Source organism: Streptococcus taoyuanensis (genome assembly GCF_029589235.1).
GTDB classification, from domain to species: Bacteria; Bacillota; Bacilli; order Lactobacillales; family Streptococcaceae; genus Streptococcus; species Streptococcus taoyuanensis.
This window is the reverse complement of record NZ_JARQVW010000008.1, coordinates 12537-36633: the sequence shown is the minus strand read 5'-3', so window position 1 is coordinate 36633 and position 24097 is coordinate 12537. Positions and strand designations below refer to the sequence as shown.

Annotated in this window: 24 protein-coding genes and 2 pseudogenes; 9 read left to right on the top strand and 17 right to left on the bottom strand. The window is 41.9% G+C overall.

The window, feature by feature from the left end:
* Positions 1–48: 48 nt before the first annotated feature.
* The 13 genes and pseudogenes from nagA to P5Y91_RS06295 all read right to left on the bottom strand — a co-directional run bounded on the left by nagA (position 49) and on the right by P5Y91_RS06295 (position 12215).
* Entirely contained in the window at positions 49–1206 is a 1158-nt protein-coding gene (nagA, locus tag P5Y91_RS06350; RefSeq protein ID WP_037608475.1) for an N-acetylglucosamine-6-phosphate deacetylase, read from the bottom strand.
* 154 nt (positions 1207–1360) lie between these two features.
* On the bottom strand, positions 1361–2992 hold the full coding sequence (locus P5Y91_RS06345; RefSeq protein ID WP_155199174.1) for a Na/Pi cotransporter family protein: 1632 nt from the start codon (positions 2990–2992) through the stop codon (positions 1361–1363).
* Positions 2993–3442: 450 nt separating this feature from the next.
* Complete coding sequence (gene rbfA / locus P5Y91_RS06340; protein ID WP_003003976.1) at positions 3443–3793, bottom strand: 30S ribosome-binding factor RbfA; 351 nt, start codon at positions 3791–3793, stop codon at positions 3443–3445.
* Between the two features lie 73 nt (positions 3794–3866).
* Positions 3867–6359, bottom strand: a pseudogene (gene infB, locus P5Y91_RS06335) (translation initiation factor IF-2); the annotation flags it as partial.
* Positions 6360–6457: 98 nt separating this feature from the next.
* Positions 6458–6581: pseudogene (locus tag P5Y91_RS10400) on the bottom strand (translation initiation factor IF-2 N-terminal domain-containing protein); the annotation flags it as partial.
* Positions 6582–6597: 16 nt separating this feature from the next.
* Positions 6598–6897, bottom strand: a complete 300-nt coding sequence (locus P5Y91_RS06330; protein ID WP_045760253.1) for a YlxQ-related RNA-binding protein — start codon at positions 6895–6897, stop codon at positions 6598–6600.
* The gene (gene rnpM, locus P5Y91_RS06325) at positions 6890–7186 is read right to left on the bottom strand and encodes an RNase P modulator RnpM (RefSeq protein WP_003010401.1); all 297 of its coding nucleotides are present in this window, start codon (positions 7184–7186) and stop codon (positions 6890–6892) included. Before rnpM ends, P5Y91_RS06330 begins: the two co-directional genes overlap by 8 nt.
* A gap of 14 nt (positions 7187–7200) precedes the next feature.
* Positions 7201–8343 carry a transcription termination factor NusA gene (nusA, locus tag P5Y91_RS06320; protein ID WP_003010402.1) on the bottom strand — a complete coding sequence of 381 codons (1143 nt, stop codon included), beginning with the start codon at positions 8341–8343 and terminating at the stop codon, positions 7201–7203.
* 44 nt (positions 8344–8387) lie between these two features.
* Entirely contained in the window at positions 8388–8867 is a 480-nt protein-coding gene (gene rimP, locus P5Y91_RS06315; RefSeq protein WP_023920253.1) for a ribosome maturation factor RimP, read from the bottom strand.
* Between the two features lie 97 nt (positions 8868–8964).
* On the bottom strand, positions 8965–9600 hold the full coding sequence (trmB, locus tag P5Y91_RS06310) for a tRNA (guanosine(46)-N7)-methyltransferase TrmB (RefSeq protein WP_003010406.1): 636 nt from the start codon (positions 9598–9600) through the stop codon (positions 8965–8967).
* Complete coding sequence (gene ccrZ / locus P5Y91_RS06305; RefSeq protein ID WP_003003852.1) at positions 9597–10391, bottom strand: cell cycle regulator CcrZ; 795 nt, start codon at positions 10389–10391, stop codon at positions 9597–9599. The genes trmB and ccrZ overlap by 4 nt, the downstream gene beginning before the upstream one ends.
* A 40-nt stretch (positions 10392–10431) precedes the next feature.
* Positions 10432–11487, bottom strand: coding sequence for an ABC transporter permease (locus P5Y91_RS06300; RefSeq protein ID WP_049474382.1), 1056 nt, complete (start codon positions 11485–11487; stop codon positions 10432–10434).
* Complete coding sequence (locus tag P5Y91_RS06295) at positions 11484–12215, bottom strand: ABC transporter ATP-binding protein (protein WP_021154515.1); 732 nt, start codon at positions 12213–12215, stop codon at positions 11484–11486. Before P5Y91_RS06295 ends, P5Y91_RS06300 begins: the two co-directional genes overlap by 4 nt.
* Before the next feature lie 67 nt (positions 12216–12282).
* Here P5Y91_RS06295 and P5Y91_RS06290 point away from each other — a divergent pair, with 67 nt between their 5' ends.
* On the top strand, positions 12283–12696 hold the full coding sequence (locus P5Y91_RS06290) for an HIT family protein (RefSeq protein WP_003012582.1): 414 nt from the start codon (positions 12283–12285) through the stop codon (positions 12694–12696).
* Between the two features lie 12 nt (positions 12697–12708).
* Positions 12709–12999 carry a hypothetical protein gene (locus P5Y91_RS06285; protein WP_023920243.1) on the top strand — a complete coding sequence of 97 codons (291 nt, stop codon included), beginning with the start codon at positions 12709–12711 and terminating at the stop codon, positions 12997–12999.
* A gap of 21 nt (positions 13000–13020) precedes the next feature.
* On the opposite strand, the gene lytR is transcribed toward P5Y91_RS06285, so the two are convergent.
* From lytR to P5Y91_RS06265, 4 genes are all read right to left on the bottom strand, one after another.
* Complete coding sequence (lytR, locus tag P5Y91_RS06280; protein ID WP_023920240.1) at positions 13021–14214, bottom strand: glycopolymer--peptidoglycan transferase LytR; 1194 nt, start codon at positions 14212–14214, stop codon at positions 13021–13023.
* Between the two features lie 13 nt (positions 14215–14227).
* Positions 14228–14758, bottom strand: coding sequence for a GNAT family N-acetyltransferase (locus P5Y91_RS06275; RefSeq protein ID WP_118398468.1), 531 nt, complete (start codon positions 14756–14758; stop codon positions 14228–14230).
* Entirely contained in the window at positions 14751–15206 is a 456-nt protein-coding gene (gene tsaE / locus P5Y91_RS06270) for a tRNA (adenosine(37)-N6)-threonylcarbamoyltransferase complex ATPase subunit type 1 TsaE (protein WP_031575203.1), read from the bottom strand. The genes P5Y91_RS06275 and tsaE overlap by 8 nt, the downstream gene beginning before the upstream one ends.
* Before the next feature lie 178 nt (positions 15207–15384).
* A complete protein-coding gene (locus P5Y91_RS06265; RefSeq protein WP_049474384.1) occupies positions 15385–16806 on the bottom strand; it encodes an NCS2 family permease in 1422 nt (473 codons plus the stop codon).
* Between the two features lie 175 nt (positions 16807–16981).
* On the opposite strand from P5Y91_RS06265, the gene P5Y91_RS06260 reads away from it, so the two are divergent.
* The 7 genes from P5Y91_RS06260 (at position 16982) to serS (ending at position 24078) form a co-directional block, all read left to right on the top strand.
* On the top strand, positions 16982–17794 hold the full coding sequence (locus P5Y91_RS06260) for a Cof-type HAD-IIB family hydrolase (RefSeq protein ID WP_070664898.1): 813 nt from the start codon (positions 16982–16984) through the stop codon (positions 17792–17794).
* Positions 17795–17984: 190 nt separating this feature from the next.
* Complete coding sequence (adhP, locus tag P5Y91_RS06255) at positions 17985–19007, top strand: alcohol dehydrogenase AdhP (protein WP_023920230.1); 1023 nt, start codon at positions 17985–17987, stop codon at positions 19005–19007.
* Positions 19008–19383: 376 nt separating this feature from the next.
* Positions 19384–20373, top strand: coding sequence for a PTS sugar transporter subunit IIB (locus tag P5Y91_RS06250; RefSeq protein WP_118096388.1), 990 nt, complete (start codon positions 19384–19386; stop codon positions 20371–20373).
* Between the two features lie 27 nt (positions 20374–20400).
* Positions 20401–21204 carry a PTS mannose/fructose/sorbose transporter subunit IIC gene (locus tag P5Y91_RS06245; protein WP_048789380.1) on the top strand — a complete coding sequence of 268 codons (804 nt, stop codon included), beginning with the start codon at positions 20401–20403 and terminating at the stop codon, positions 21202–21204.
* Positions 21205–21222: 18 nt separating this feature from the next.
* Positions 21223–22134 carry a PTS system mannose/fructose/sorbose family transporter subunit IID gene (locus tag P5Y91_RS06240; protein ID WP_003010435.1) on the top strand — a complete coding sequence of 304 codons (912 nt, stop codon included), beginning with the start codon at positions 21223–21225 and terminating at the stop codon, positions 22132–22134.
* A gap of 80 nt (positions 22135–22214) precedes the next feature.
* A complete protein-coding gene (locus P5Y91_RS06235; protein ID WP_023920226.1) occupies positions 22215–22583 on the top strand; it encodes a DUF956 family protein in 369 nt (122 codons plus the stop codon).
* A gap of 217 nt (positions 22584–22800) precedes the next feature.
* Positions 22801–24078: a serine--tRNA ligase gene (serS, locus tag P5Y91_RS06230; RefSeq protein WP_269796215.1), complete on the top strand. Its 1278-nt coding sequence runs from the start codon at positions 22801–22803 to the stop codon at positions 24076–24078.
* Positions 24079–24097: the final 19 nt, after the last annotated feature.

Genomic DNA, 24097 nt, shown 5'->3' with positions numbered 1-24097 from the left:
CTCTAGGTATGACCTAGAGAGGAAGTATTCTATCTTTAATTCTTGAATCTAGTTCGTAGCCTGGTAACGTTTGACCCCATCGAGATAGGTCGCAACCAGATCCAAATTTTGATCAAGCACGATGAAGTCAGCATCATACCCTTCGCGAATTTGACCACAAACATCATCAATATGGACTGATTTTGCCGGATTGAGGCTGGCCATCATCACTGCTTCGTGAGGGTTAGCAATCCCCCACTCTACAACATTTTTTAATCCATCTTTCAATTTCAAGATTGAGCCAGCTAGATTACCAGTTGATTTCAAGCGAGCCGTCCCTTCAGCGACCACAACCGGGAATTCCCCAAGCATGTAGTCCCCGTCTTCTAAGCCCCCAGCTGTCATACAGTCAGTAATCAAGGCAACATTTTCTTTTCCTTTTTGTTTCATCAGGATATCACACGCTAGCGGATCCACGTGATGGCCATCACAGATCAACTCTGCTGTTGTATGAGGCAACTCATACATAGCACCAACCATACCGAGTTCACGGTGCGTCAAACCACGCATACCATTGTAGGCATGCACCCAGACACTCGCACCTGCATCTACCGCTTTTTTAGCTTCTTCAAAAGTTGCATTGGAGTGTCCCAAAGCAACAGTCACCCCTTCTCCTGTAATGGTCCGAACAAAGTCTTCTACACCTTCACGCTCAGGAGCAAGGGCAATCTTATTCAACAGACCATTGGCAGCTTTTTGCCAAGCCCGGAATTCTTCCATACTTGGATCCTTCATATAAGATGGGTTTTGAGCTCCCTTGTATTTTTCTGTAAAATAAGGTCCTTCAAAATAAATCCCGCGAATCTTAGCTCCTGTTGCTTCTTTGTATCGTGCACCGATATTTTCCGTTACTGCCAAAAGTTGTTCGTAAGAGGAAGTAAGGGTCGTAGGCAAAAAGCTCGTAACCCCTGTACTCAAGAGCCCTTCACTCATGGTATGGAGAGTGCCTTCGATATTATTATCCATCACATCTACCCCACCAAATCCGTGAATATGGGTATCTACGAGGCCAGGCGCAATGCTGTAACCAGAATAATCCAGCACATCCGCACCTTCTGGTAAGCTTTCCACATGTTTTCCAAACTTGCCATCAACAAGCTCCAAATAGCCTCCGCGGCGAACCCCATGTGGATAATAAAATTGATCTGCTTTAATATATGTAGACATACAATCGTCCTTTCCATTGTAGGAACTGTGTTCCATTTATATTCATACATATTATAACGCTTTCACTTTCATTTGTAAATGGTCTAGACCTATTTTTGAATAGAATCCAACAAAAAAACAGAGTAAGCTTCCTACTTACTCTATTTAACGTTCATTAAATTTGCTCGATTTGTACTTTTTCAGCTAGATTCATGGCATGGTCTGCAACACGTGTATAGTGAGAAATGATATCAATAAAGTTCACTCCGGCTTGTGGCGTACATTCACCTTGGTTCAAACGACGAATATGAGTTTTCCGAAGTCTTTTCTCCAATTTTTCAATTGCCTCGTGACGTGCTACCAGTTGATTTGCAAGACTCACATCATTGTGCTCGATAGCTTTCAAAGCATCCTCTACAAATTGATGGGTTTGGTTGTAAATATCTTCCAATTCAGCCAAGGCCGCTTCTGAAAAGACCACTTTCTTACGAATTAAATAATCGGTCAGATTGATCAAGGCTTCCGCGTGATCTCCAATCCGCTCCAAGTCCCGTGAGGAATCTAGGATGTTGGTGAGAACTTCACTTTCTCTCGGACTCAAGGCTTCACTCGACAAACGAATCAAGTAGCGAGTCAAATCATCATCAATGGTATTAATGGCTTCTTCTGTCTTATGTCCCTTTTCAGCTGTTTTTTCATTTTGATGAACAATATAATCATAAGAGAGATTAAAAGCTTTGTCTGCATATCCACCTAAATGAAGCAACTCTTTTTTTGCATTTCCTAGAGCAATCGAAGGCGCTTGAGTGATCAAGTTTTCATCCAAATAGAGCGGTTCATATTTAACAACCTCATCCTCACCAGGAATCAGCTTGGTCACAAAGTATGCCAAAGCTCCAATGAATGGGAACTGGATGATGGTATTGGTTATATTAAAGGTTCCGTGAGCAAAGGCTATGGTCATTTCTGGGGATAAATGAAGAGTCGTTTCAAACCATTGAATCAAAGAGGTAAACGGAACAAGGAAGACAAGACAGATAATGGTTCCGATAACATTAAAGGCTACATGGGCACCTGCCACACGTTTGGCCGCAATATTAGCTCCCAAGGAAGCAATGATAGCTGTAATGGTCGTTCCGATATTATCACCAAAGAGAACTGGGAGGGCTCCTTTCAGGTCAATCAAATGACTAGCATAGAGATTTTGCAAGATACCAATGGTTGCAGAAGAGGCCTGAATCAAAAGTGTTAAGCCTGATCCAACAAAGACACCCAAGATAGGACTTTTACTTAACTGCACCATATAGTCACGAAAGACTTGCAAATCTTTAAGAGGTTCCATAGCCCCACTCATCAAGTTGAGGGCAAAGAAGATACCACCGACACCAAAAACGATTCGTCCAACATTATTAACCAAACGATTTTTGGTAAAGAAGAGACAAACCGCTCCGATAAAGAGCATGGGAAGAGCGTAGTCTCCTAATTTAAAACCAATGATAAAGGAGGTAATAGTCGTTCCAATATTGGCCCCCATAACAATACCAATAGCTTGACGGAGGGTTAGAAGTCCTGCACTCACCAGACCGACCGTAATCACTGTAACCCCTGAACTCGACTGAATCAAGGCAGTCATCCCAATCCCTACTAGAACCCCTAGAAAGGGATTACTCGTATATTTATCAATATAGTAGCGAAGTCGATCTCCTGCAGCCTGTTGCAAGCCTTCTCCCATGGTTTTAATACTATAGAGAAAGAGCCCCAGCCCTCCCAAAAAGTTAAATACAATTTCCTGCCAGTTAATCGACATGTTCATTCCTCCAAATTTGAGATCAGAAATAAAACTCCTCTCCTATTGTAAAGGATAATTTCCAATCACACAAGAGATTTCTGTAAATTTCTATTATTTTTTGAAACCGTTTTTTCCTTCTGTTTTATTTTCCTCGTTTTAAGAGCCAAAAAAAGAGGGTGGAAAATTTCCAACCCGAGACTGTAGACAAACTATTCTTTTTTATAAATCTAATAAATTCTATAAAAAGAAATGTTACTCGTTAGAGTGATTCAATCATCTACTGAAACTTTTCGTCGTGAGAAAAGTACCTGAAACTTAATAGTTTCAGGTACTCGGAATTATTGAGACCTTAGGCTCAATAATTAGTCATGGAACTTCGAAGAAGTTCGCTGACGTCCGTACTCACCTAAGGAAAGTTTCTAAGAAGACTTTGTCTTTCAATCTGGGCGTGGAAAATTTCCAACCTCTCTAGTCTTTGTTCAAATTGCGTAACATCTCATCGATCTTGTTACCGTATTCGATAGACTCGTCTTTGACAAAAGTAAGATCCGGAATCTTGTATAATTTCAGATTCCGACCTAATTCACGCTTGATGGTTCCTGTTGCTTTTTCAAGGCCTGTCTGAGCCTTTTGATTGTCTGAAGCCAAATCACTCATAATTGAATAATACACTTTGGCCATAGACAAATCACCTAGCATTTGAACATCCGTAATGGTGACGCCTTGAACACGCGGGTCACGGACTTTCTTTTGTAAAATCTCGTTGACTTCCCGCTTAATTTCCATCCCTACTCGGTCTGTCCGAAAATGACTTGCCATAGGAACTCCTTTCTGCTCTGTGTTTAAAAACTAGGAAATCAGAGGAAAACCCTCTTTTTTCCTAGTCAGCATCTTATTTTTTAATTTCTTCCATGATGTAGGCTTCGATGGTATCATCTGTCTTGATATCATTGTAACCTTCAATCATCAATCCACCTTCACGACCATTTGTGATCTCTTTGACATCATCTTTGAAGTGTTTCAAGCTTGCAAGAGCACCGTCATAGATCACGACACCGTCACGAATGACACGAACTTTGGAATCACGTGTAACCTTACCACTAAGGACCATAAATCCACCAATGGTACCCACTTTAGAGACCTTAAAGGTTTCACGAATAACCGCTTCCCCGATGACTTTCTCTTCGAACTCAGGATCCAACATTCCCTTCATAGCATCTTCCATTTCTTCAATCACTTTGTAGATAATTGAGTGAAGACGGATTTCTACCTCATCAGCTTCTGCTTGCTGACGTGCTTGTGGCGTAGGGCGGACGTTAAATCCGATGATGAAGGCATTTGAAGCTTCTGCAAGGGTCACGTCTGATTCGTTGATCGCACCAACTGCTGAGTGAACGATGGTCACTTTCACACCTTCCACTTCAATCTTTTGAAGGGAGGCAGCAAGGGCTTCAACCGAACCTTGTACATCGGCTTTAATGATGACATTAACAGATTTCACTTCCCCAGCCTTCAAGGTATCAAAGAGATTTTCAAGGCTGACGCGGTTGGTTGCTTGACGTTGTTTCATCAGAGCACGTTTGGCACGTTCTTCACCCGCTGCACGCGCTGATTTTTCATCTTCATAAACCGCGAAGTGGTCACCCGCCATTGGCGCTTCGTTCAAACCAGTGATAGAAACCGGAGTAGATGGTCCTGCCACCTTCACACGACGTCCAAGGTCATTGGTCATGGCACGGACACGTCCAAAGGTATTTCCGACAACGATTGGGTCTTGAACATTCAAGGTACCTTGTTGAACAAGGAGGGTTGCCACCGCACCTTTTCCTTTATCCAAGCGCGCTTCGATAACAGTACCGATGGCACGAACAGTTGGATCTGCCTTGAGTTCTTGGATTTCAGCCACAAGAAGGACCGTTTCCAAGAGTTCGTCGATATTTTGGTTGAACTTAGCTGAGATTTCTACAAACTCAGAATCGCCACCCCAAGCAGTTGACATAACCCCATGCTCTGCCAATTCACCGATGACACGCTCTGGGTTGGCACCTGGTTTATCAATCTTGTTAATAGCCACAATGATTGGGACATTGGCAGCTTTTGAGTGGTTGATGGCTTCGATGGTCTGTGGCATCACCCCATCATCTGCTGCTACAACCAAGATGGTAATATCGGTAACAGATGCACCACGCGCCCGCATAGAAGTAAAGGCCGCGTGTCCAGGTGTATCCAAGAAGGTAATCTTCTTACCATTTTCCACGATTTGGTAGGCACCGATGTGCTGGGTGATTCCTCCCGCTTCACCTGTTGCTACACGGGAATTACGAAGGGTATCCAAAAGGGTAGTCTTCCCGTGGTCAACGTGTCCCATGATGGTGACAACTGGTGGACGCTCTACCAACTCATCTGGATTCAAATAACCATCTTCAACGAAGAAGCGTTCGATATCGGCATTGTCTACTTCAACCTTTTTCTTGGCTTCAATTCCATAATCCACCATCAAGAGTTCAATCGTATCTCCATCCAGCGATTGGTTTTGAGTCGCCATGACTCCCATCATAAAGAGTTTCTTGACGATTTCAGCCGGTTCACGCTTGATGCGTTTTGCGATTTCTGCAACCGTCATTCCATCCGTATACTCAAATTCACTTGGTAATTCATGGAATTTACGCTCTGTTACTGGTTTTGGAGCATCATTACGGTTGTTCTTTCCTTTTTTATTTTTCTTATTGTTATTCCAGTTACTATTTCTCTGATTTCTCACTTGATTTTGACTATTTCGATTCCTTTGTTGTTTTCTTGGACCATCTTCTTCACGATCAAAATCATCGCGTTTCTTATCTGGTCGCGCTTGTTTCTTCCGACGTGTATCGACTTGAGCTGGAGCAGCAGCAACAGCTGGTTTTGTATGGTTCTCAACAGCTGGCTCCTGTACAGGTGCTTTCACTTCTGGTGCTTCTACCCGTTTCCGGCGCTGTTGACGTTCTTGTTCTGCTTTTGCAGCTTGTTGTTTGTAGCGATCTTCACTTCCACGTGCGTACTCAGCATTTTGTTCAGCTTTCAGTGCTGCTGCACGCGCTTTGAAATCAACTTTTGGTGCTACTTGGGGTTGTGCACTACGTCTTTGATCTGGTCGGTTATTGCGACGCTCAGAACCTTGATTTCGTTGTTCATTTCGCTCTTGTGGTCGTTGATTTCGGTTGTCACCATAACGCTGATTGTCCTTGCGATCGCGTTTTGGACGATTGCCTTGTTGTTTTCTACGTTCAGCCTGCTCTTTTGCACGCGCTTCTCGTTCCGCTTTAAAGTTACGACTCTTTGGTTTAGCAGCTGGCGTTACTGATTTTGTCTCAGTTGCTCCTTCTTTTTTGACGGGCGCTGCTTCTTTTTTCGCTGCGACAGCCGTTGTCTTGGCAGCCACTTCTGCTACTTTCTTTTCGACTGTTTCTTTTTTCGCTGCAAAGCTCTTGATCAACTTTTCAGCAACATCAGTATCGACACTAGATGCATGACTCTTGACGTCAAAACCTAATTCTTTCGCACGAGTGACGACTTCTTTACTTTCCTTGCCCAATTCTTTGGCAATTTCGTATAATCTTTTCTTAGACAATTGCTGTCCTCCTCTTCTATTCCATAAGAGACCTCATTTTCTTTGAAAATCCAGCATCTACAACAGCGACGACCTTACGAGAACGTCCAATTGCAGTGCTTAATTCTAGTGTTGAAAACACGGTAGATACTTGAACCTCATAATAGTGACCCTTATCTGTCACCTTTTTTGTCAGGTTACTAGCTGCATCATTTGCTAGAAAAACTAATTTTGCTTTTTCTTCCTGGATGGCTTTGATCACGAGTTCTTCTCCAGAAATGAGTTTTCCTGCTCTTTGCGCCAAACCCAACAAATTACTTATCTTTTGCTTATTCAAGGCCTAACTCTCTTCTCTTCACCTTATGATCTACATAAGCGATCAATTCATCATAGAAAGCTTCTTCCACTTCCATATTAAAGCTACGATTAAAAACTTTCTTTTTCTTAGCAAGTGCCGCTTCTTCATTGTCTAGCTTGATGTAAGCACCTCGACCATTGGCTTTGCCAGTTGGATCGATAAAGACTTGTCCTTCTTTATTTTTGACAATGCGGAGCAAATCGCGCTTATCAATAATTTCATTTGAAACGACAGATTTTCTTAAAGGGATTTTTCTTGTTTTTACCATTTTCCCTCCCTCTCTTAATCGACTTGCTCTTCGCCACTTTCTACTTGGTCTTCAAAAGTTTCTTGAGCTGCTTCCATTTCTTCGAACTCACTAGCAGATTTGATATCAATGCGGTAACCAGTCAAATGAGCCGCCAAACGAACGTTTTGACCACGACGACCGATGGCAAGAGATAGTTTATTATCTGGAACCACAACGAGAGCATGTTTGCTATCTTCATCATCAAAAATAACTTGGTCCACTTCTGCAGGAGCGATCGCATTGTAGATAAATTCAGCTGGATCTGGAACCCACTCGATGACATCGATATTTTCTTCTGTCGGAACCATACGGTCTAATTTTTGATCGTATCGAGCTGGGTGGAACTTGCTGGTAATCTTTTTAATATTCGATCCACCACGACCAACGATAGTCCCAATCGCATCTACGTTTGGATTATGGCTACGAACCGCAACTTTTGTACGATCTCCAGCTTCACGCGCTACACTCATAATCTCAACAGTTCCATCGTAGACTTCAGGAATTTCTTGTTCCATCAAACGTTTGATCATTTCAGGGTGGCTTCGGCTAACAAAGACATTGACACCACGTGGATTATCTTCTACCTTGTAGACAAATACTTCAATTCGATCATGAGATTGGAATACTTCTCCTGGAATTTGGTCTTGCTTAGACAATTGAGCTTCGATCGAACCAAGATTGACATAGATAAATCGATTGTCAAAGCGCTCCACCGTTCCACTCATGATTTCATTTTCATGTTCTTTATAAGTGTTATAGGTGATGGTGCGCGTTTGCTTACGCATTTTTTCCATGATCGTTTGTTTAGCAGATTGAGCTGCTACACGACCAAATTCAGCTGGTGCTTCTTCAAACTTGATCTTGTCCCCCAACTCATAAGCAGAGCTAATGGCCAAGGCATCCTTCAAGCTGATTTCTAAACGGCTATCAAAGACTTCATCCACCACTTCACGAACCGTATAAACACGGAAATCTCCAGTTTTTTCATTGAATTCAATCGCTGCACTTTCTGATTGTCCATAACGACGGCGATAAGCCGAACGCAATGATTCTGTGACGGCTTCGATGATATCTTCTTTTTTGATCCCTTTGTCTTCTTCCAAAATGCGGAAGGCTTCTAGCATTTCTTTACTCATGTTTTTCTTGCCTCTACTATAAAGGCATCCTTTCTTTCATTCTGTTACAATTTTACAGCCAACCTTGCTTTGGACACAAGGTTATAAGGAATTTCTACAGTTTTCTTTCGTGTTTTATCCATATACTCAATGGTCAAAACATCCTCTTCAAAACCTACCAAGTTCCCCTCAAAGACCTTTTGCTTTTCAACAGCCTTATACAAGCTGATATTGACATACTTGCCAACAGCTCCCTCGAGTGCTTCCTTGGTTTTCAAAGGTCTCTCCAAGCCAGGACTGGTAACTTCTAAAAAGTACTGTTCTGGAAATGGATCTGGTTTGATTTGATCCAATAGCGGGCTAATGATTTCTGTCAAATCCGCTGTATCATTCAGTGTGATCCCTTCTGGTTTGTCTACGAAAATGCTTAAGACGTAGTCACCACCCATTTTGCCATATTCAACATCGACCAATTCAAATGGTTCCTGGATGGCAGGCTGAATCACTTCTGTTACTAAATCAACAATCGTTGCGATGGTTGCCACCTCCTCATAGATAAGAGGCGAAGATATTTCCCCGCCTCTCCTTTTCTATTCATTTAAAGTATTATAACACGATTCCCCAATGATTGCAAGGAATATGCTAAAACTGTGCTTCTACACGGTAAATGACCTGGCCTTTACTTGAGAACTTTTTCTCATATTCCGTCATGACATTCCCCTCAAAATCACTATCATGAAGATCTAGCCAGACTCCCTTCAAAGTCATACCATACTGTGAAAAGCTCACCAAACTGTATTCAAACAGACCTCGATTATCTGTTTTAAAGTGAATCTCCCCATGTTCTGGAAGAATTTGCTTGAAGGTATCCAGGAAGGTCTTGTAAGTCAAGCGACGCTTCTCATGACGTTTCTTAGGCCAAGGATCTGAAAAATTCAGATAGAGTTGATCAATTTCCCCATCTTCAAAATAGTTGGTCAAGCTATCTCCGTCTACCCAAAGCAATTTAATGTTAGGAACATCAGCTTCTAAGACCTTATCTAAAGCATAACTCAAGACCGATTTTTGAATATCAATTCCGATGTAGTTGATCTCTGGATTGGCCTTGGCCATCCCAGTAATAAAGGCCCCTTTCCCGCTGCCCACTTCGATATGAATAGGATGGTCATTCCCAAAAATTTCATGCCACTTTCCCTTGGCATCTTCTGGATTTAGGACCACATATTGCGGATTCGCTTCTAATAATTCAGTCGCTCCCTTGCGATTTCTAACTCTCATATTTCCTTTCCATATTTCAACCGGAAATTGCGCAGAGCATAGATCTCGCGATTGACATTTTCTAAATCATTATTTTCATAGTATTTAGCAATTTGGCACAAGAAAGAGTATTGACCAAACCAATAGAGTTTATCAAATACTTTTTGATTGTACTTGTAGCCATAATAGCCTAACCAATCGCGCCAATTAGAATCTGGGATATAGTGACTCAAGATATGCGCCACATCCAACATCCGGTCTGTCAAACGAACAGAGTCCCAATCGACTAGATAAATCAAGCCGCTCTCTGTCTCAATCCAGTTACTATGACGAACATCTCCGTGGACGATCGTCGCATAATCCTCCCGAAAGGCAGGCACTGTCTTACGTAAATTCTTTACGACTGATTGGATATAGTGGTTCTGACGTAGGGCAATTGGCAACCGGTTACTCCAAGAATTGAGCAATTCTAATGGAGATTCCACAGGATAGCCAAGTTTTTTTAATTGAGTCATCAAAGGTCTAGAACGGTGCAATCTCGTTAAAATATTGACGACTTGTTTTTTCGACATCCCATTTGGCGTGAGAATTTCCCCATTCAACCATTCTTGGGCACTCATCACATTTCCATCTGGCAAGCGTCGACTCCATAACAATTGAGGAGCAATCTGTTCTTTTGCTAGACCCGCAAGGATTGGGGTCGTATTCATTTTTACAAAAACGCGCCCACCATCTGGGTAGGTCCCCATGTAGGCCTTCCCACTCTTCCCAGGAATTGGGGTGAGGCTTAGCTCTTTTTCATTCGAGTCCATCTTTTCCTCCGTAAAAAGTTTCCAATCTATTTTACTAATTTTAACGATTTTCGTCAACCAAGCGCACCATCTTAAATGGAAGATAGAGTAGGATTAAAGCAACTGTATAAGCCAGTAGACCTAACAACAGGACTTTATCTGAAATAAAGACCAGGCCAATTCCCCCTTCTATCACCGTTATCATCCCCATGACCAGCTGAATCGTTTTGTTCAACCCTGCCTTTTTACTACCCTGTTTCATCGGGAAAAGGAGGGTCAAGGGTTGGTAATCAAAAGCACTGTAAAGCCCCAGTAATTGAAAAATAACCAAGTAATTGAGCAAGGCTACAAGGGCAATCACTACGAGAGGTTGAGGAATAAAGATGATAGCGAGAATGGAAAGAGCCAAGAGTCGGAGAGTCATAGAGAAAAGATCTCCATTCCGTAGGAAGGAGCGCATATATAAGTGAAGCCACGTATTGCCATGTGTTTTGGGAAGAAGCCCTAAGAAACCATCCAAGTAAGCTCTTCTTTTAACACTGTTAGTAATACCTTTCACCGTTGTAAACAAGGCAAAGAAACGAAGAATCAATTGTTTCCTTGCATTCTCACGAGCAATGGCCAAGTTCCAATTCAAATTTCCATCCTGGTAGAAGCGCGCTTCCTTCCAGCTAAAAACAGCCCCTTTAGCCACTCCTAAGACAAGGATATAAGCTACAATAGCAAGTTTATCCAGCCCCGTTGCCAGAAGAAGAGGCACAAATAATAGAAGGACAAAACTTTGAATCAAAAACCAAAACACAAAAGACTTCTTGGCCTGCCCTTTGATATAACGTTTCACTTCCTCTTCCTTTACCAAAAGGAATAAAGCATCGGGCTTCTCTAAGTAGGTCGCAATAGAGCCTATCGGAACCAAGAGGAGCAAACCAATCATGAGACTCCAACGGATCAGGCTTGTATCTTTGGGTAGATCTTGCAAGAATTGACTGTATTGAACCGCCAAAAATCCTATAAAAATCAACATAAAGAGGACGAAATGATCATTGAGAACATAGCGGCTATATTTTACACATTGAGTTCGAAACGTTTGTTGCCGTTTTTTCATCAACTCTTTCATGCTGTTTCCTCTTCTGTCAAGGTCATGTAGATATCATTTAGACTTGCTTTCTCATCCCCAAAAGTTGAACGCAGCTCGTCCAAGGTCCCTTTTGCTCGGATCTGACCCTTATGGAGGATCACAAAACCATCACACATCTTTTCAGCCGAATCCAGAACGTGAGTACTCATCAAAATCGATTTTCCTTTTGCTTTCTCATCTGCCAATAACTGAATCAAATCTGCAATCGCAACAGGATCCAATCCCAAAAAGGGTTCATCGACAATATAAAGACTTGGATCCACTGCATAGGCGCAAATAATCATGACCTTTTGCTTCATCCCTTTTGAAAACTGGGTCGGGAACCAATCTAATTTTTCAGCCAAACGGAAGCGTTCCAACAAAGGCTGGACGCGTACCATGACCTGATCCATGTCTAAATCATAGGCCATAGCTACGGTCTCGATATGCTCTCTCAGGGTTAATTCTTCATATAGGCTAGGGGTTTCTGGAATATAGCCGATTTTTTTACGATAGTCAGTTGGAGCTTCTGGAAGACTCAAGCCGTCAATCCGTACTTCTCCAGCATAAGGATGCAGGAGACCAATAATTTCATTAATCGTGGTTGACTTCCCAGCTCCATTAAGTCCAATCAAACCAATCAGTTGGCCATCCGGAACTGAAAAACTCACCTCTTTCAGGACAGGGATGTTGACATAGCCCCCTGTCAACTTGTTGATTTCTAACATATTTTCTCCGATTTCTGGTATAATGTTCTTATATTATAACAAAATTTAGTCTAAATGAGGTGTATTTATGGTTGACGATTGTATTTTTTGTAAGATTATAGCTGGCGACATTCCTTCCTCCAAAGTCTATGAGGACGAGGAAGTCCTCGCATTTTTGGACATCTCTCAGGTTACACCAGGTCATACGTTAGTGGTTCCAAAAAAACACGCTCGCAACCTCTTAGAGATGGACGAAACCGCCACAGCTCAACTATTTGCACGTGTTTCTAAAGTTGCTAAAAAAGTAGAAGCTGCTACCCAAGCTAAGGGAATGAATATCATCAGCAACATGGAAGAAGTTTCTGGACAAACCGTTTTTCACACACATGTCCACATTATCCCTCGCTATTCTGATCAAGATGAGCTTGCCATTTCATTTACTGAACACGAGCCTAATTTTGAACAACTAGCAGTTCTCGCAGAAACCATCAAAAACAGTTAAAAAGGAGGCCATATGAAACTCAAAAATCTCTTTTGGTTTGCAACAGGAGCTAGCATTAGCTACCACCTAGTAAAAAACCGCAAAGAAATCAAAACAGAGGTGACTGAATCCAGCCAATTGATCAAGGGAATTCAAGATAACCTAGCAAAAATCCAACGCAATCTGGATATTATCCAATACCAAAAGACCAATCTTCAAGAATTGGTAACGGATTTCCAATACAAGACCAAACTATTTAGTCAACAAGCAACAGCCTCTCTAAAAGAAATTCAAGACATCTGGCAACCAAGTAAAAACGATTGAGAAAACTCAATCGTTTTTTTCTTATTCTGAAGGTACCGTAGGTGTCACACTGCTCGACTCTGTAGCTGCAGGTGCAACTGGTGTCACTGGTGCAACAGAACTTTGAGGCGTCACCACTCCCGTATCCTGGGTCGATGGTACAACTGGTAGTTGGTTAAACTCTTGGTAAACAGGTGCTTCCTCAGATGATGCCGCTGGCGTATCATTTTGAGAAGAAGTATTCTTCAACTCTTCATCTCCATCTAATAGGTAAGCATTGGTTTTCAATGTTTTAATTTCTTTCATCCCCAAAGCTTTGCGGATGATATTTTGAATTTTCAAGAGATGTTTTGAAGTGACAATCTGATAACTTCCGCCATCTGCTAAGGTGGCATCTTCTCCTTTCAGCTGGTACTGATGAATCGTTGAAAGAGCATCTTTATATCCTAGCAATTGAAGAAGACTATTACTGTCAAGCGCTATGTTGGTTTGCATATTGTCACTAACAGACTCAATGATTCCTTTGTAGTGACTCAAACTATTGAGGCTTAAAACTTTCTCAACAATCTTTTTGATCACTTCACGTTGGCGTTTTTGACGTCCGTAGTCTCCTTCTGGGTCTTGGTAGCGCATGCGTGAATAAACGAGAGCTTGGTCCCCATTAATCTCCTGACGTCCTGGTGCAATCTTAGCCGTATATTCTGGCTCATTTTCCTCGATCGAGATATCGAAGTCAAATGGATTGTTAACCGTGATACCACCAACCTTATCCACTAATTGAACCAATCCCTTCATATTGATCATGACATAGCGGTCAATATGGATATTCAAAAGATCTTGAATGGTCTTAATGGCTAACTTGGCACCGCCTTGAGCATAAGCCGAATTCAATTTTGCTTGGACCGTTTCGCCATCTGAAGTAATATTGGTTAGGATATCTCTTTCCAAACTCGTCATGGTTGTTTCTTTTGTTTGAGGATTAACAGTCACCAAAATCATGGTATCACTATTTCCGGCCCAAGGATCTTCCCGAGAACCGCTACCTGTATCAACCCCCATCAAAAGGATAGTCATCGGCTTGTTTTCTGCAATGACATTGGTCTCATTTCCAAAGCCCTTATAAGTCTTACTGAGAGTCCCAGTCGTTTGATTGAGGATAGTGAGGCCATAGGCCCCGATCCCAATCACTGTTACCGTCAATAAGCTCAAAAACATCAAAATAATTTTTTTTACCATGTAGACTCTCTCTCTAATCTATCAGTTTCCCCATAAGGTAAACATCTAAGAATTCTCCTTCAGCTGAACAAGCTCCACGAGCTTGGCAACCTTCGATCTCAAAACCTAACTTTTTATACAGGTGAACTGCTCGTTCATTGCACACTTGGACATTCAAGACTAGTTTCCTAAGAACACCGGTCGAGTGCGCCCACTCGATCCCTTCTTCCAACAAGATCTGTCCAAGCCCTTGATTCCAATAAGCTTTTTGAACCACAATAAAGACATCACCAATATGCCGAATGGACCGTTGAGAAGCTGCAGTGATATTTAACAAAGCTGCCAGTTCCTGATCTAGAAATAGCAAGAGGCAAATCCGATTTTCCGCCATCTCTTGCACCATTAGAAATTGCTCCATGTCTGCTGGAGACATGCCAATCCCAGCTTCATCTAGCGTCATGTAATCTGACTCTTTCCCAACTTGATTTAAGAAATCAACGACAAGAGCCGCGTCTGCACTGTCAGCTTGCCGAATTTCTAATGTTACTTCCTTTTCCTTAGTCATCCGTTTTTTCCACCTGCTCAAAGGATGCTAGTAAAGCTTCTGCACGCGCTCCATGAGCTTCAAAAGCCAACTCTCGCCCATCTTCTAATTTTCGGATAAAAATTTTTAGATAAGCATCCGAGAGACTGGGCTCAATCAGCTCTCCCCATTCAATAATGGTCGCCCCATCTCCAAATAGAAAATCATCTAAATCAATAGAATCTGGATCATTCCCAATCCGGTAAACATCCAAATGGTATAAAGGCAAGCGACCTTCGTATTCACGAACAATGGTATAGGTCGGGCTTTTAATCATCTGATCAATCCCTAACCCCTTTGCAATTCCTTTGGTAAAGGTCGTTTTTCCTGCTCCTAGATCACCTGATAAGATAATCACGTCTTGCTTTTCTAAGAGTTTTCCTAGCTGTTTTCCTAGAGCGATCAGCTCCGTTTCATTGTGACTAATCATTTTTCTATTATACCAAACTTTTTAAAAATCTGCTCTTTCTTTTAGAAATTGTTTGATTCAAGTTTGTTTTTGAGAAGAAGAAATCAAAGAAAACAGGAAACTCTCCGATTTATTCCCTCGATCCATCTAAAAAGGAATGGGAGACAACTCCCATTCCTTTTTGGCACTTTTCTGATACTTAATTCAAGGCCATGCTAACGTAGTTTAAAATAAAGAGAACATCTAGGATCCAAATCATGCTGTGCACTTCTTTGGCTTCTCCTTTAACCACTTTCACTAAGCTATAGGTGATAAATCCAGCAGCGATCCCTTGTGTAATCGAGTAGCTGAAGCCCATAAAGATAGAGGTGAAGAAGGCAGGAACTGCTTCTGACATATCTTCCCAATGGATATTTTTCAAGCCACTCAACATCATGATCCCAACAACAATCAAAATTGGAGCTGTAGCAGCGGTCGGTACAATCGCCAACAAAGGACTAAAGAGACTTGAAATAGCAAAACAGATTGCCACAACCAAGGCTGTCAAACCAGTGCGTCCACCAGCTCCAATACCGGCTGCAGATTCAACATAAGTCGTTACGTTTGAAGTTCCTGCAATAGCTCCGACTGAAGTCGCTACAAGGTCTGAATAGAGAGCCTTATCTAATTTCGCTGATTGATGGTTTTCCCCATTTGTCGCAACAATCCCAACTTTTTCACCCGTACCTATTAAAGTTCCAATTGTATCAAAAATATCCGTCAAGGAGAAGGCTAAAATTGCCATTAAGGTCTCAGGCAAACGAGACGTATTGGAAATCAAAGAACCCAATCCTTTTGATCCCAAAGCTTGACCAAAGATCGTGCCTAAATCATTAAAGGCAGCTCCTAGATGATTACTTGCAAAGTCAATTTTAGTGATATCAACCACATGGATGAGAATCCCAAGCACAGTCGTTGCTAAGATAGAAAGGATAATCCCTCCCTTAATCCCTTTGACAACAAAGAAAATAGTAATTGCAAGACCAACAAGAGCCAAGAGGACCGCCGGATTGTTAAAATCAACCAATCCAGGAACAGCAGATGCATTGGCTGAGATCGTTGCATTCGCCTTATCTGCTCCTTCCCCGACCACTGTATAAGTATGAGGGTCAATCGTGAATTTTAAAAATCCTGCATTCTTAATCCCAACATAGGCCAAGAAAATCCCGATCCCCGCTGAAATAGCAGAGCGAAGAGCAGTCGGAATCGATTCGATGATCATCTTCCGAACTTTTGTCAATGTGATAATCAATGAAATCACACCACAAATGAAGACCATTCCCAAAGCTTCCTGCCATGAGTATCCCATACCAAATACAACTGTAAAGGTAAAGAAGGCATTCAAGCCCATCCCAGGTGCTTGTGCATAAGGTAAATTGGCATAAAAAGCCATCATCAAGGTCCCGACAACGGATCCAATAATCGTTGCAAGGAAGACTCCTTGAGCTGGCATACCTGTTTGTGACAACATTTGAGGGTTTACGAAGAGGATATAACTCATCGCAAAAAAGGTTGTCAAACCAGCAAGAACCTCTGTTCGAACAGTGGTTCCATGTTCTGAAAGTTTAAAAAACTTATCCATTTCAGAATAAACTCCTTTTTCATCATTCTCGCTCCCAATCAATTTGCGAACGTTATTTCTATTTTACCAAAAGATCTTTCGCCTTTCAAGAAATCCTACTTCTCTTCTCGATTTTTGAGCGCTTTTCCGATTTTTCTGATATAATGGTCTCATTCTTCTCGAAAGGAACTGAAATATGCATAAAAAGATGATCGCTCTAGATCTAGACGGCACTCTCTTAAATTCCGAAAGCAAATTGAGCGACTTTACCATTGATACGATAAAAAAAATTAGTGCTCTCGGCCATAAAGTCATTATTACAACAGGCCGCCCCTACCGTATGGCGCACACCTATTACAAACAGCTAGAGCTAGATACTCCGATGATCAATTTTAACGGCTCCCTAACGCATCTCCCTGAGAAAAAATGGGCGGATGAACAATGTTTGACTTTAGATAAAAAATACCTGTTAGATATGGTCGCTAACCGAGACACCATCCAAGCGGACTTTATCGCTGGCGAATACCGCAATAAATTCTTTATTACCGATCCAAATGAGCACGTTGCAGATCCTAAACTATTCGGTATTGAATCTTTCCAACCAGAAAATCAATTCAATCCCAAACGGGTAACGAGCGACCCAAACTGTATCCTCTTTCAAACGAAAGCGGAAGACAAATATGCTCTGGCAGATGAAATGAATCGGCATTATGACTACAATCTGTCTATCAATACTTGGGGTGGTCCCTTAAATATTCTGGAATGCAATCCAAAAAATGTGACCAAAGCTTCTGCTCTGACCTACCTTCTGGATAAACTCAATATGGATCAGAAGGATTTGATTGCCTTTGGAGACGAGCACAACGATACCGACATGCTAGCTCTTGCTGGTCATGGATACGCTATGAAAAATGCCAGCTCCGTCCTTCTCCCATATGCAGACTCCATCACAGATTTCACCAATAACGAAGACGGTGTAGCGCGCCAACTCATTCAATTATTCTTATAATAGGAACAGACATGAGCTATCCCTCATGTCTTTTTCTATCCTAAATACTTAATCGGTTAATCAATACCCTCCTATTTTTACATTTTTTTCATTGCCTTGCCATCTAGTTTGTGATATTATTAACATAGTTATTAAAGAAGCGCTTTCAAAAAATGCTAAATCGCTTCTCGTTCACTTAAGGAGGAACAAAATGAAAGCTGTTGTTGTTAATCCAGAAGGTACTGGTGTTGAAATCGTTGCAAACAAAGACATGCGTCCACTGGAAACAGGGGAAGCACTTGTTCAAATCGAATACTGTGGTGTCTGCCACACTGACTTGCACGTTGCTCACGGAGACTTCGGTAAAGTTCCAGGCCGTGTTCTTGGACACGAAGGAATCGGTATTGTTAAAGAAGTTGCTCCAGATGTTAAGAGCCTAAAAGTTGGGGATCGTGTCAGTGTTGCATGGTTCTTCGAAGGATGTGGAACTTGTGAATACTGTACAACTGGTCGTGAAACCCTTTGCCGTACTGTAAAAAATGCTGGTTACTCTGTTGATGGAGGAATGGCTGAACAATGTATCGTTACTGCAGATTACGCAGTGAAGGTACCTGAAGGATTAGATCCAGCCCAAGCTTCTTCTATTACCTGTGCAGGTGTTACAACTTACAAAGCTATCAAAGAAGCCAAAGCTGAACCTGGACAATGGATTGTTATCTACGGAGCTGGTGGACTAGGAAACTTGGCTGTTCAATATGCCAAGAAAGTCTTCAACGCACATGTCATCGCTGTCGATATCAACAATGATAAACTAGAATTGGCAAAAGAAGTTGGTGCAGACTTTGTCATCAACGGTCGCGAAGTTGAAGATGTCCCAGGATTGATCAAAGAAAAAACAAATGGTGGAGCTCACTCTGCTGTCGTAACAGCTGTTTCTAAAGTGGCTTTCAACCAAGCAGTAGATTCTGTTCGTGCAGGTGGTCGCGTGATCGCAGTTGGTCTTCCTTCTGAAATGATGGACCTCAGCATTGTGAAAACTGTATTAGATGGTATCCAAGTCATTGGTTCTCTTGTAGGAACTCGTAAAGACTTGGAAGAAGCCTTCCAATTTGGTGCAGAAGGCTTGGTAGTCCCTGTCGTTCAAAAACGTCCAGTAGAAGATGCTGTCAAAGTCTTTGACGAAATGGAAGCCGGAACCATTCAAGGACGTATGGTGCTTGACTTTACAAACTAAACTACTAAACCTACAGGACTAGCCCAGTTGGGCTGGTCTTTTTTTGAGTACTCTCAATCACTCTAATTTACAATTTGTTATATATTTATTTTTGTTTTTGGGAATATTGCTTGATTGTCGGAATTTTTTCATTAAGAAAAAAATCCTATAAAACATATCTATCATTGATTTTTTTAAGCATCAACAAGTAATAAAAAAGATCTATCCAAAAACATTCTTTTTCTATCCAACTATAATTTAATATAATAAATTGATATTTTTACATCGAGATTTTGATAGAAAAATTGACTTAAGTGTGGAAACGATTTATAATAAAGTAGCTTAAAGTTTTCTTAAACTGAAAGTCAAACAAATTTTATAAGGAGGAATGTCAATAATGAGTATTGGTATCATTATTGCTAGCCACGGTGAATTTGCAGCTGGAATCCACCAATCCGGCTCGATGATCTTTGGGGATCAAGAGAAAGTTCAAGTGGTTACGTTCATGCCAAGCGAAGGCCCGGATGATCTCTATGCTAAATTTAATGCAGCTGTTGCCGCATTTGATGCAGAAGATGAAGTTTTGGTTTTGGCTGACCTTTGGAGTGGTTCTCCATTTAACCAAGCAAGTCGCGTCATGGGAGAAAATCCAGATCGTAAATTTGCGATCATCACAGGATTGAACCTTCCGATGTTGATTCAAGCTTATACAGAGCGTTTGATGGATGCAAATGCCGGCGTTGATAAAGTCGCTGCAAACATCATCAAGGAAGCTAAAGACGGTGTCAAAGCCCTTCCAGAAGAATTGAATCCTGTCGAAGAAGCTAGTTCAGCCGCTGCTGCTCCTGTAGCCCAAGCTGCGATTCCAGAAGGAACGGTTATCGGAGATGGAAAACTCAAGATTAACCTTGCCCGCTTAGATACACGTCTTCTTCATGGACAAGTCGCAACTGCTTGGACACCTGATTCAAAAGCCGATCGGATCATTGTTGCTTCAGATTCTGTTGCCAAAGATGAACTCCGTAAGGAATTGATCAAACAAGCGGCACCAAATGGTGTGAAAGCAAACGTTGTCCCAATTCAAAAATTGATCGACGTTGCAAAAGATCCACGTTTTGGAAATACCCATGCTTTGATCTTATTTGAAACACCCCAAGATGCTCTTCGCGCCATCGAAGGTGGTGTTCCGATTAAAACCTTGAACGTTGGTTCAATGGCCCACTCAACTGGTAAAACCATGGTGAACAATGTGTTGTCAATGGATAAAGATGACGTGGCTACATTTGAAAAAATGCGTGATCTTGGAGTAGAATTTGACGTCCGTAAAGTGCCAAATGACTCTAAGAAAGATTTGTTTGACTTAATTAACAAAGCTAACGTTCAATAATCGATTACTTACGAAAGGATTTTAAACATGTCTATTATTTCTATGGTATTAGTGGTCGTTGTTGCCTTCTTAGCAGGTCTTGAAGGTATCCTTGACCAATTCCAATTCCACCAACCCCTTGTTGCTTGTACCTTAATCGGTTTGGTAACAGGTAATTTGACTGCTGGCATTATGCTTGGTGGTTCACTTCAATTTATTGCACTTGGCTGGGCAAACATTGGTGCCGCAGTTGCACCCGATGCTGCCCTTGCATCTGTCGCTGCTGCCATCATCATGGTACTTGGGGGAGACTTCAGTACAAAAGGAATCGCTGTCGCTCAAGGTGTCGCTATTCCACTTGCAGTTGCTGGTCTTTTCTTGACCATGATCGTCCGTACCCTTTCCGTTGGTTTGGTTCACACTGCCGACGCTGCTGCTAGAAAAGGGGATATCAAAGGTGTAGAACGCGCTCACTTTGTGGCCCTTCTTCTTCAAGGTCTTCGTATCGCCATTCCTGCAGCCCTCTTGTTGATGATTCCTGCTGAAACTGTCAAAACTGCTCTTGAACAAATGCCAAAATGGCTCTCTGATGGAATGCAAATCGGTGGTGGTATGGTTGTAGCCGTTGGTTATGCCATGGTTATCAACATGATGGCGAGCCGTGAAGTATGGCCATTCTTTGCCATCGGTTTTGCTCTTGCAGCTGTTAGCCAATTGACCTTGATCGCCCTTGGAGCAATTGGTGTTGCCCTTGCCTTGATCTACCTTACTCTTTCTAAGAAAGGTGGCAATGGAGGTGGCGGAGCCGCTACTTCTAACGATCCAATTGGCGACATTCTCGAAGACTATTAAGAAAGGTGTGACACTATCATGACTGAAAAATTACAATTATCTAAATCAGATCGTCAAAAAGTTTGGTGGCGTTCAACCTTCTTGCAAGGTTCTTGGAACTATGAACGGATGCAAAACTTGGGTTGGGCATACTCATTGATCCCAGCTATCAAAAAACTCTACACAAAGAAAGAAGACCAAGCGGCTGCTCTTGAGCGTCACATGGAATTCTTTAACACTCACCCATACGTTGCCGCTCCTATCATCGGGGTAACGCTTGCTCTTGAAGAAGAAAGAGCAAACGGTGCCGCTATTGACGATGCTGCCATCCAAGGGGTTAAAATTGGTATGATGGGTCCTTTGGCGGGTATCGGAGATCCAGTCTTCTGGTTCACTGTCCGTCCAATTCTTGGGGCTCTTGGTGCATCACTTGCTGCGTCTGGTAATATCCTTGGTCCACTCATCTTCTTTATCGCATGGAATGCGATTCGTATGGCCTTCTTGTGGTACACGCAAGAACTTGGCTACAAAGCAGGTTCTGAAATTACCAAAGATATGTCTGGTGGGATCTTGCAAGATATCACTAAAGGGGCTTCTATCCTTGGGATGTTCATCCTCGCTGTCTTGGTAGAACGTTGGGTATCTATTAAATTCATCTTTAATGTTTCTTCTGTCAAATTAGACGACAAAGCTTATATCCACTGGGATAAACTTCCTGAAGGATACAAGGGTATCCAAGAAGCCTTCGCTCAAGTTGGCTCAGGTCTCTCTCAAACACCTGAAAAAGTTACGACTTTCCAACAAAACTTGGATTCTTTGATTCCTGGTTTGATGGGATTACTTCTTACTTTTGCTTGTATGTGGTTGTTGAAGAAAAAAGTATCTCCAATCACTATCATCATCGCTCTCTTTGTAATCGGTGTATTAGCACACGTTGCTGGCTTGATGTAAGCAAAGATCAACTAAAAAGAAGGTTTCGGCCTTCTTTTTATTATGATATAATGGAGTGAATAGCAATACAGGAGGATCTCATGGCTCAATCATTGAATAAAACCGTTGAATTCCATACTACAGGGGTTTCTTACCTTGGAGTGGGGGGAAAGGTTGGAAAAATCCTAGTCGGGAATGCCGCTTTTGAATTTTATGCGGATGCAAATGTAGAAGACTACATCCAAATTCCCTGGCAAGAAATCGAGCGAATCGGAGCCAATGTATCCGGACGTAAAATTAGCCGCCATTTTGAAATCTATACCAGAGAATCAAAATTTCTCTTTGCTTCAAAAGACTCTGGAAAAATTTTAAAGATTGCTCGGGAACATCTAGGAAATGATAAAATTGTCAAACTTCCTACGTTGATCCAAATCATCACGGCTAAAATTAAAAATCTATTTGCAAAATAGGATCTTTTCTTGTATAATAGACGCAAACGGATAAGTAAGTTAAGAGGTTCTTTCAGAAAGTCTGCGGTTGCTGCGAGCAGATAGAAATCTTAATTGAAATTCTACCGTTTCTTTAAAATACAATATCGAATCAAGTGCACACCTGTGAAGTTGGATGGAACCGTGGCTATGCCACTCCAACACTCTAACAGGTGTGTTTTTTGTTAAAGGAGAAGCTATGTTAGATATTAAACGAATTCGTACAGACTTTGATGCGGTTGCTAAAAAATTGGCAACACGTGGCGTAGATGCAGCTATTTTGAATGAAATGAAAGAAATCGATGCCAAACGTCGAGATATCTTAGTCAAAGTAGAAAATCTCAAAGCAGAGCGTAACACTGTATCTGCTGAAATCGCACAAGCTAAACGCAACAAGGAAAATGCAGATGATAAGATTGCTGCCATGCAAACCCTCTCTGCAGAAGTCAAAGCATTGGATACAGAATTGGCTGAAATCGATGCCAAATTAACTGAATTCACTACTACCCTTCCAAACATCCCTGCTGATAGTGTCCCTGTTGGAGCGGATGAGGATGACAACGTTGAGGTTCGTCGTTGGGGAACACCTCGTGAATTTGGCTTCGAACCAAAAGCACACTGGGATTTAGGAGAAGGCCTTGATATCCTTGACTGGGAACGCGGGGCTAAAGTTACTGGTGCTCGTTTCCTCTTCTACAAAGGTCTTGGAGCTCGCTTAGAACGCGCTATCTACAACTTCATGTTGGACGAACATGGCAAGGAAGGCTACACTGAAGTCATCACACCCTACATGGTCAACCATGATTCTATGTTTGGTACTGGACAATATCCAAAATTCAAGGAAGATACTTTTGAACTTAGCGATACTAATTATGTCCTCATTCCAACTGCTGAAGTTCCTTTGACAAACTACTACCGCGATGAAATTCTTGATGGGAAAGACCTTCCAATCTACTTCACCGCTATGAGTCCATCATTCCGTTCAGAAGCTGGTTCAGCTGGTCGTGATACTCGTGGATTGATCCGTTTGCACCAATTCCATAAGGTTGAAATGGTGAAATTTGCCAAACCAGAAGATTCATATGGTGAATTGGAAAAAATGGTTGTCAATGCTGAAAATATCCTTCAAAAACTGAACCTTCCATACCGTGTAGTAGCTCTCTCAACGGGAGACATGGGCTTCTCAGCTGCCAAGACTTACGACTTAGAAGTATGGATTCCAGCGCAAAACACCTACCGTGAAATCTCAAGCTGTTCCAATACAGAAGATTTCCAAGCTCGCCGTGCGCAAATCCGCTACCGTGATGAAGCAGATGGCAAGGTAAAACTCCTTCACACTTTGAACGGTTCTGGGTTGGCTGTCGGACGTACCGTTGCTGCTATTCTTGAAAACTATCAAAACGAAGACGGTTCTGTGACCATTCCAGAAGTCCTTCGCCCATACATGGGTGGCGCAGAAGTCATCGCACCAAAATAAAGTTTAAAAAAACTGAGTC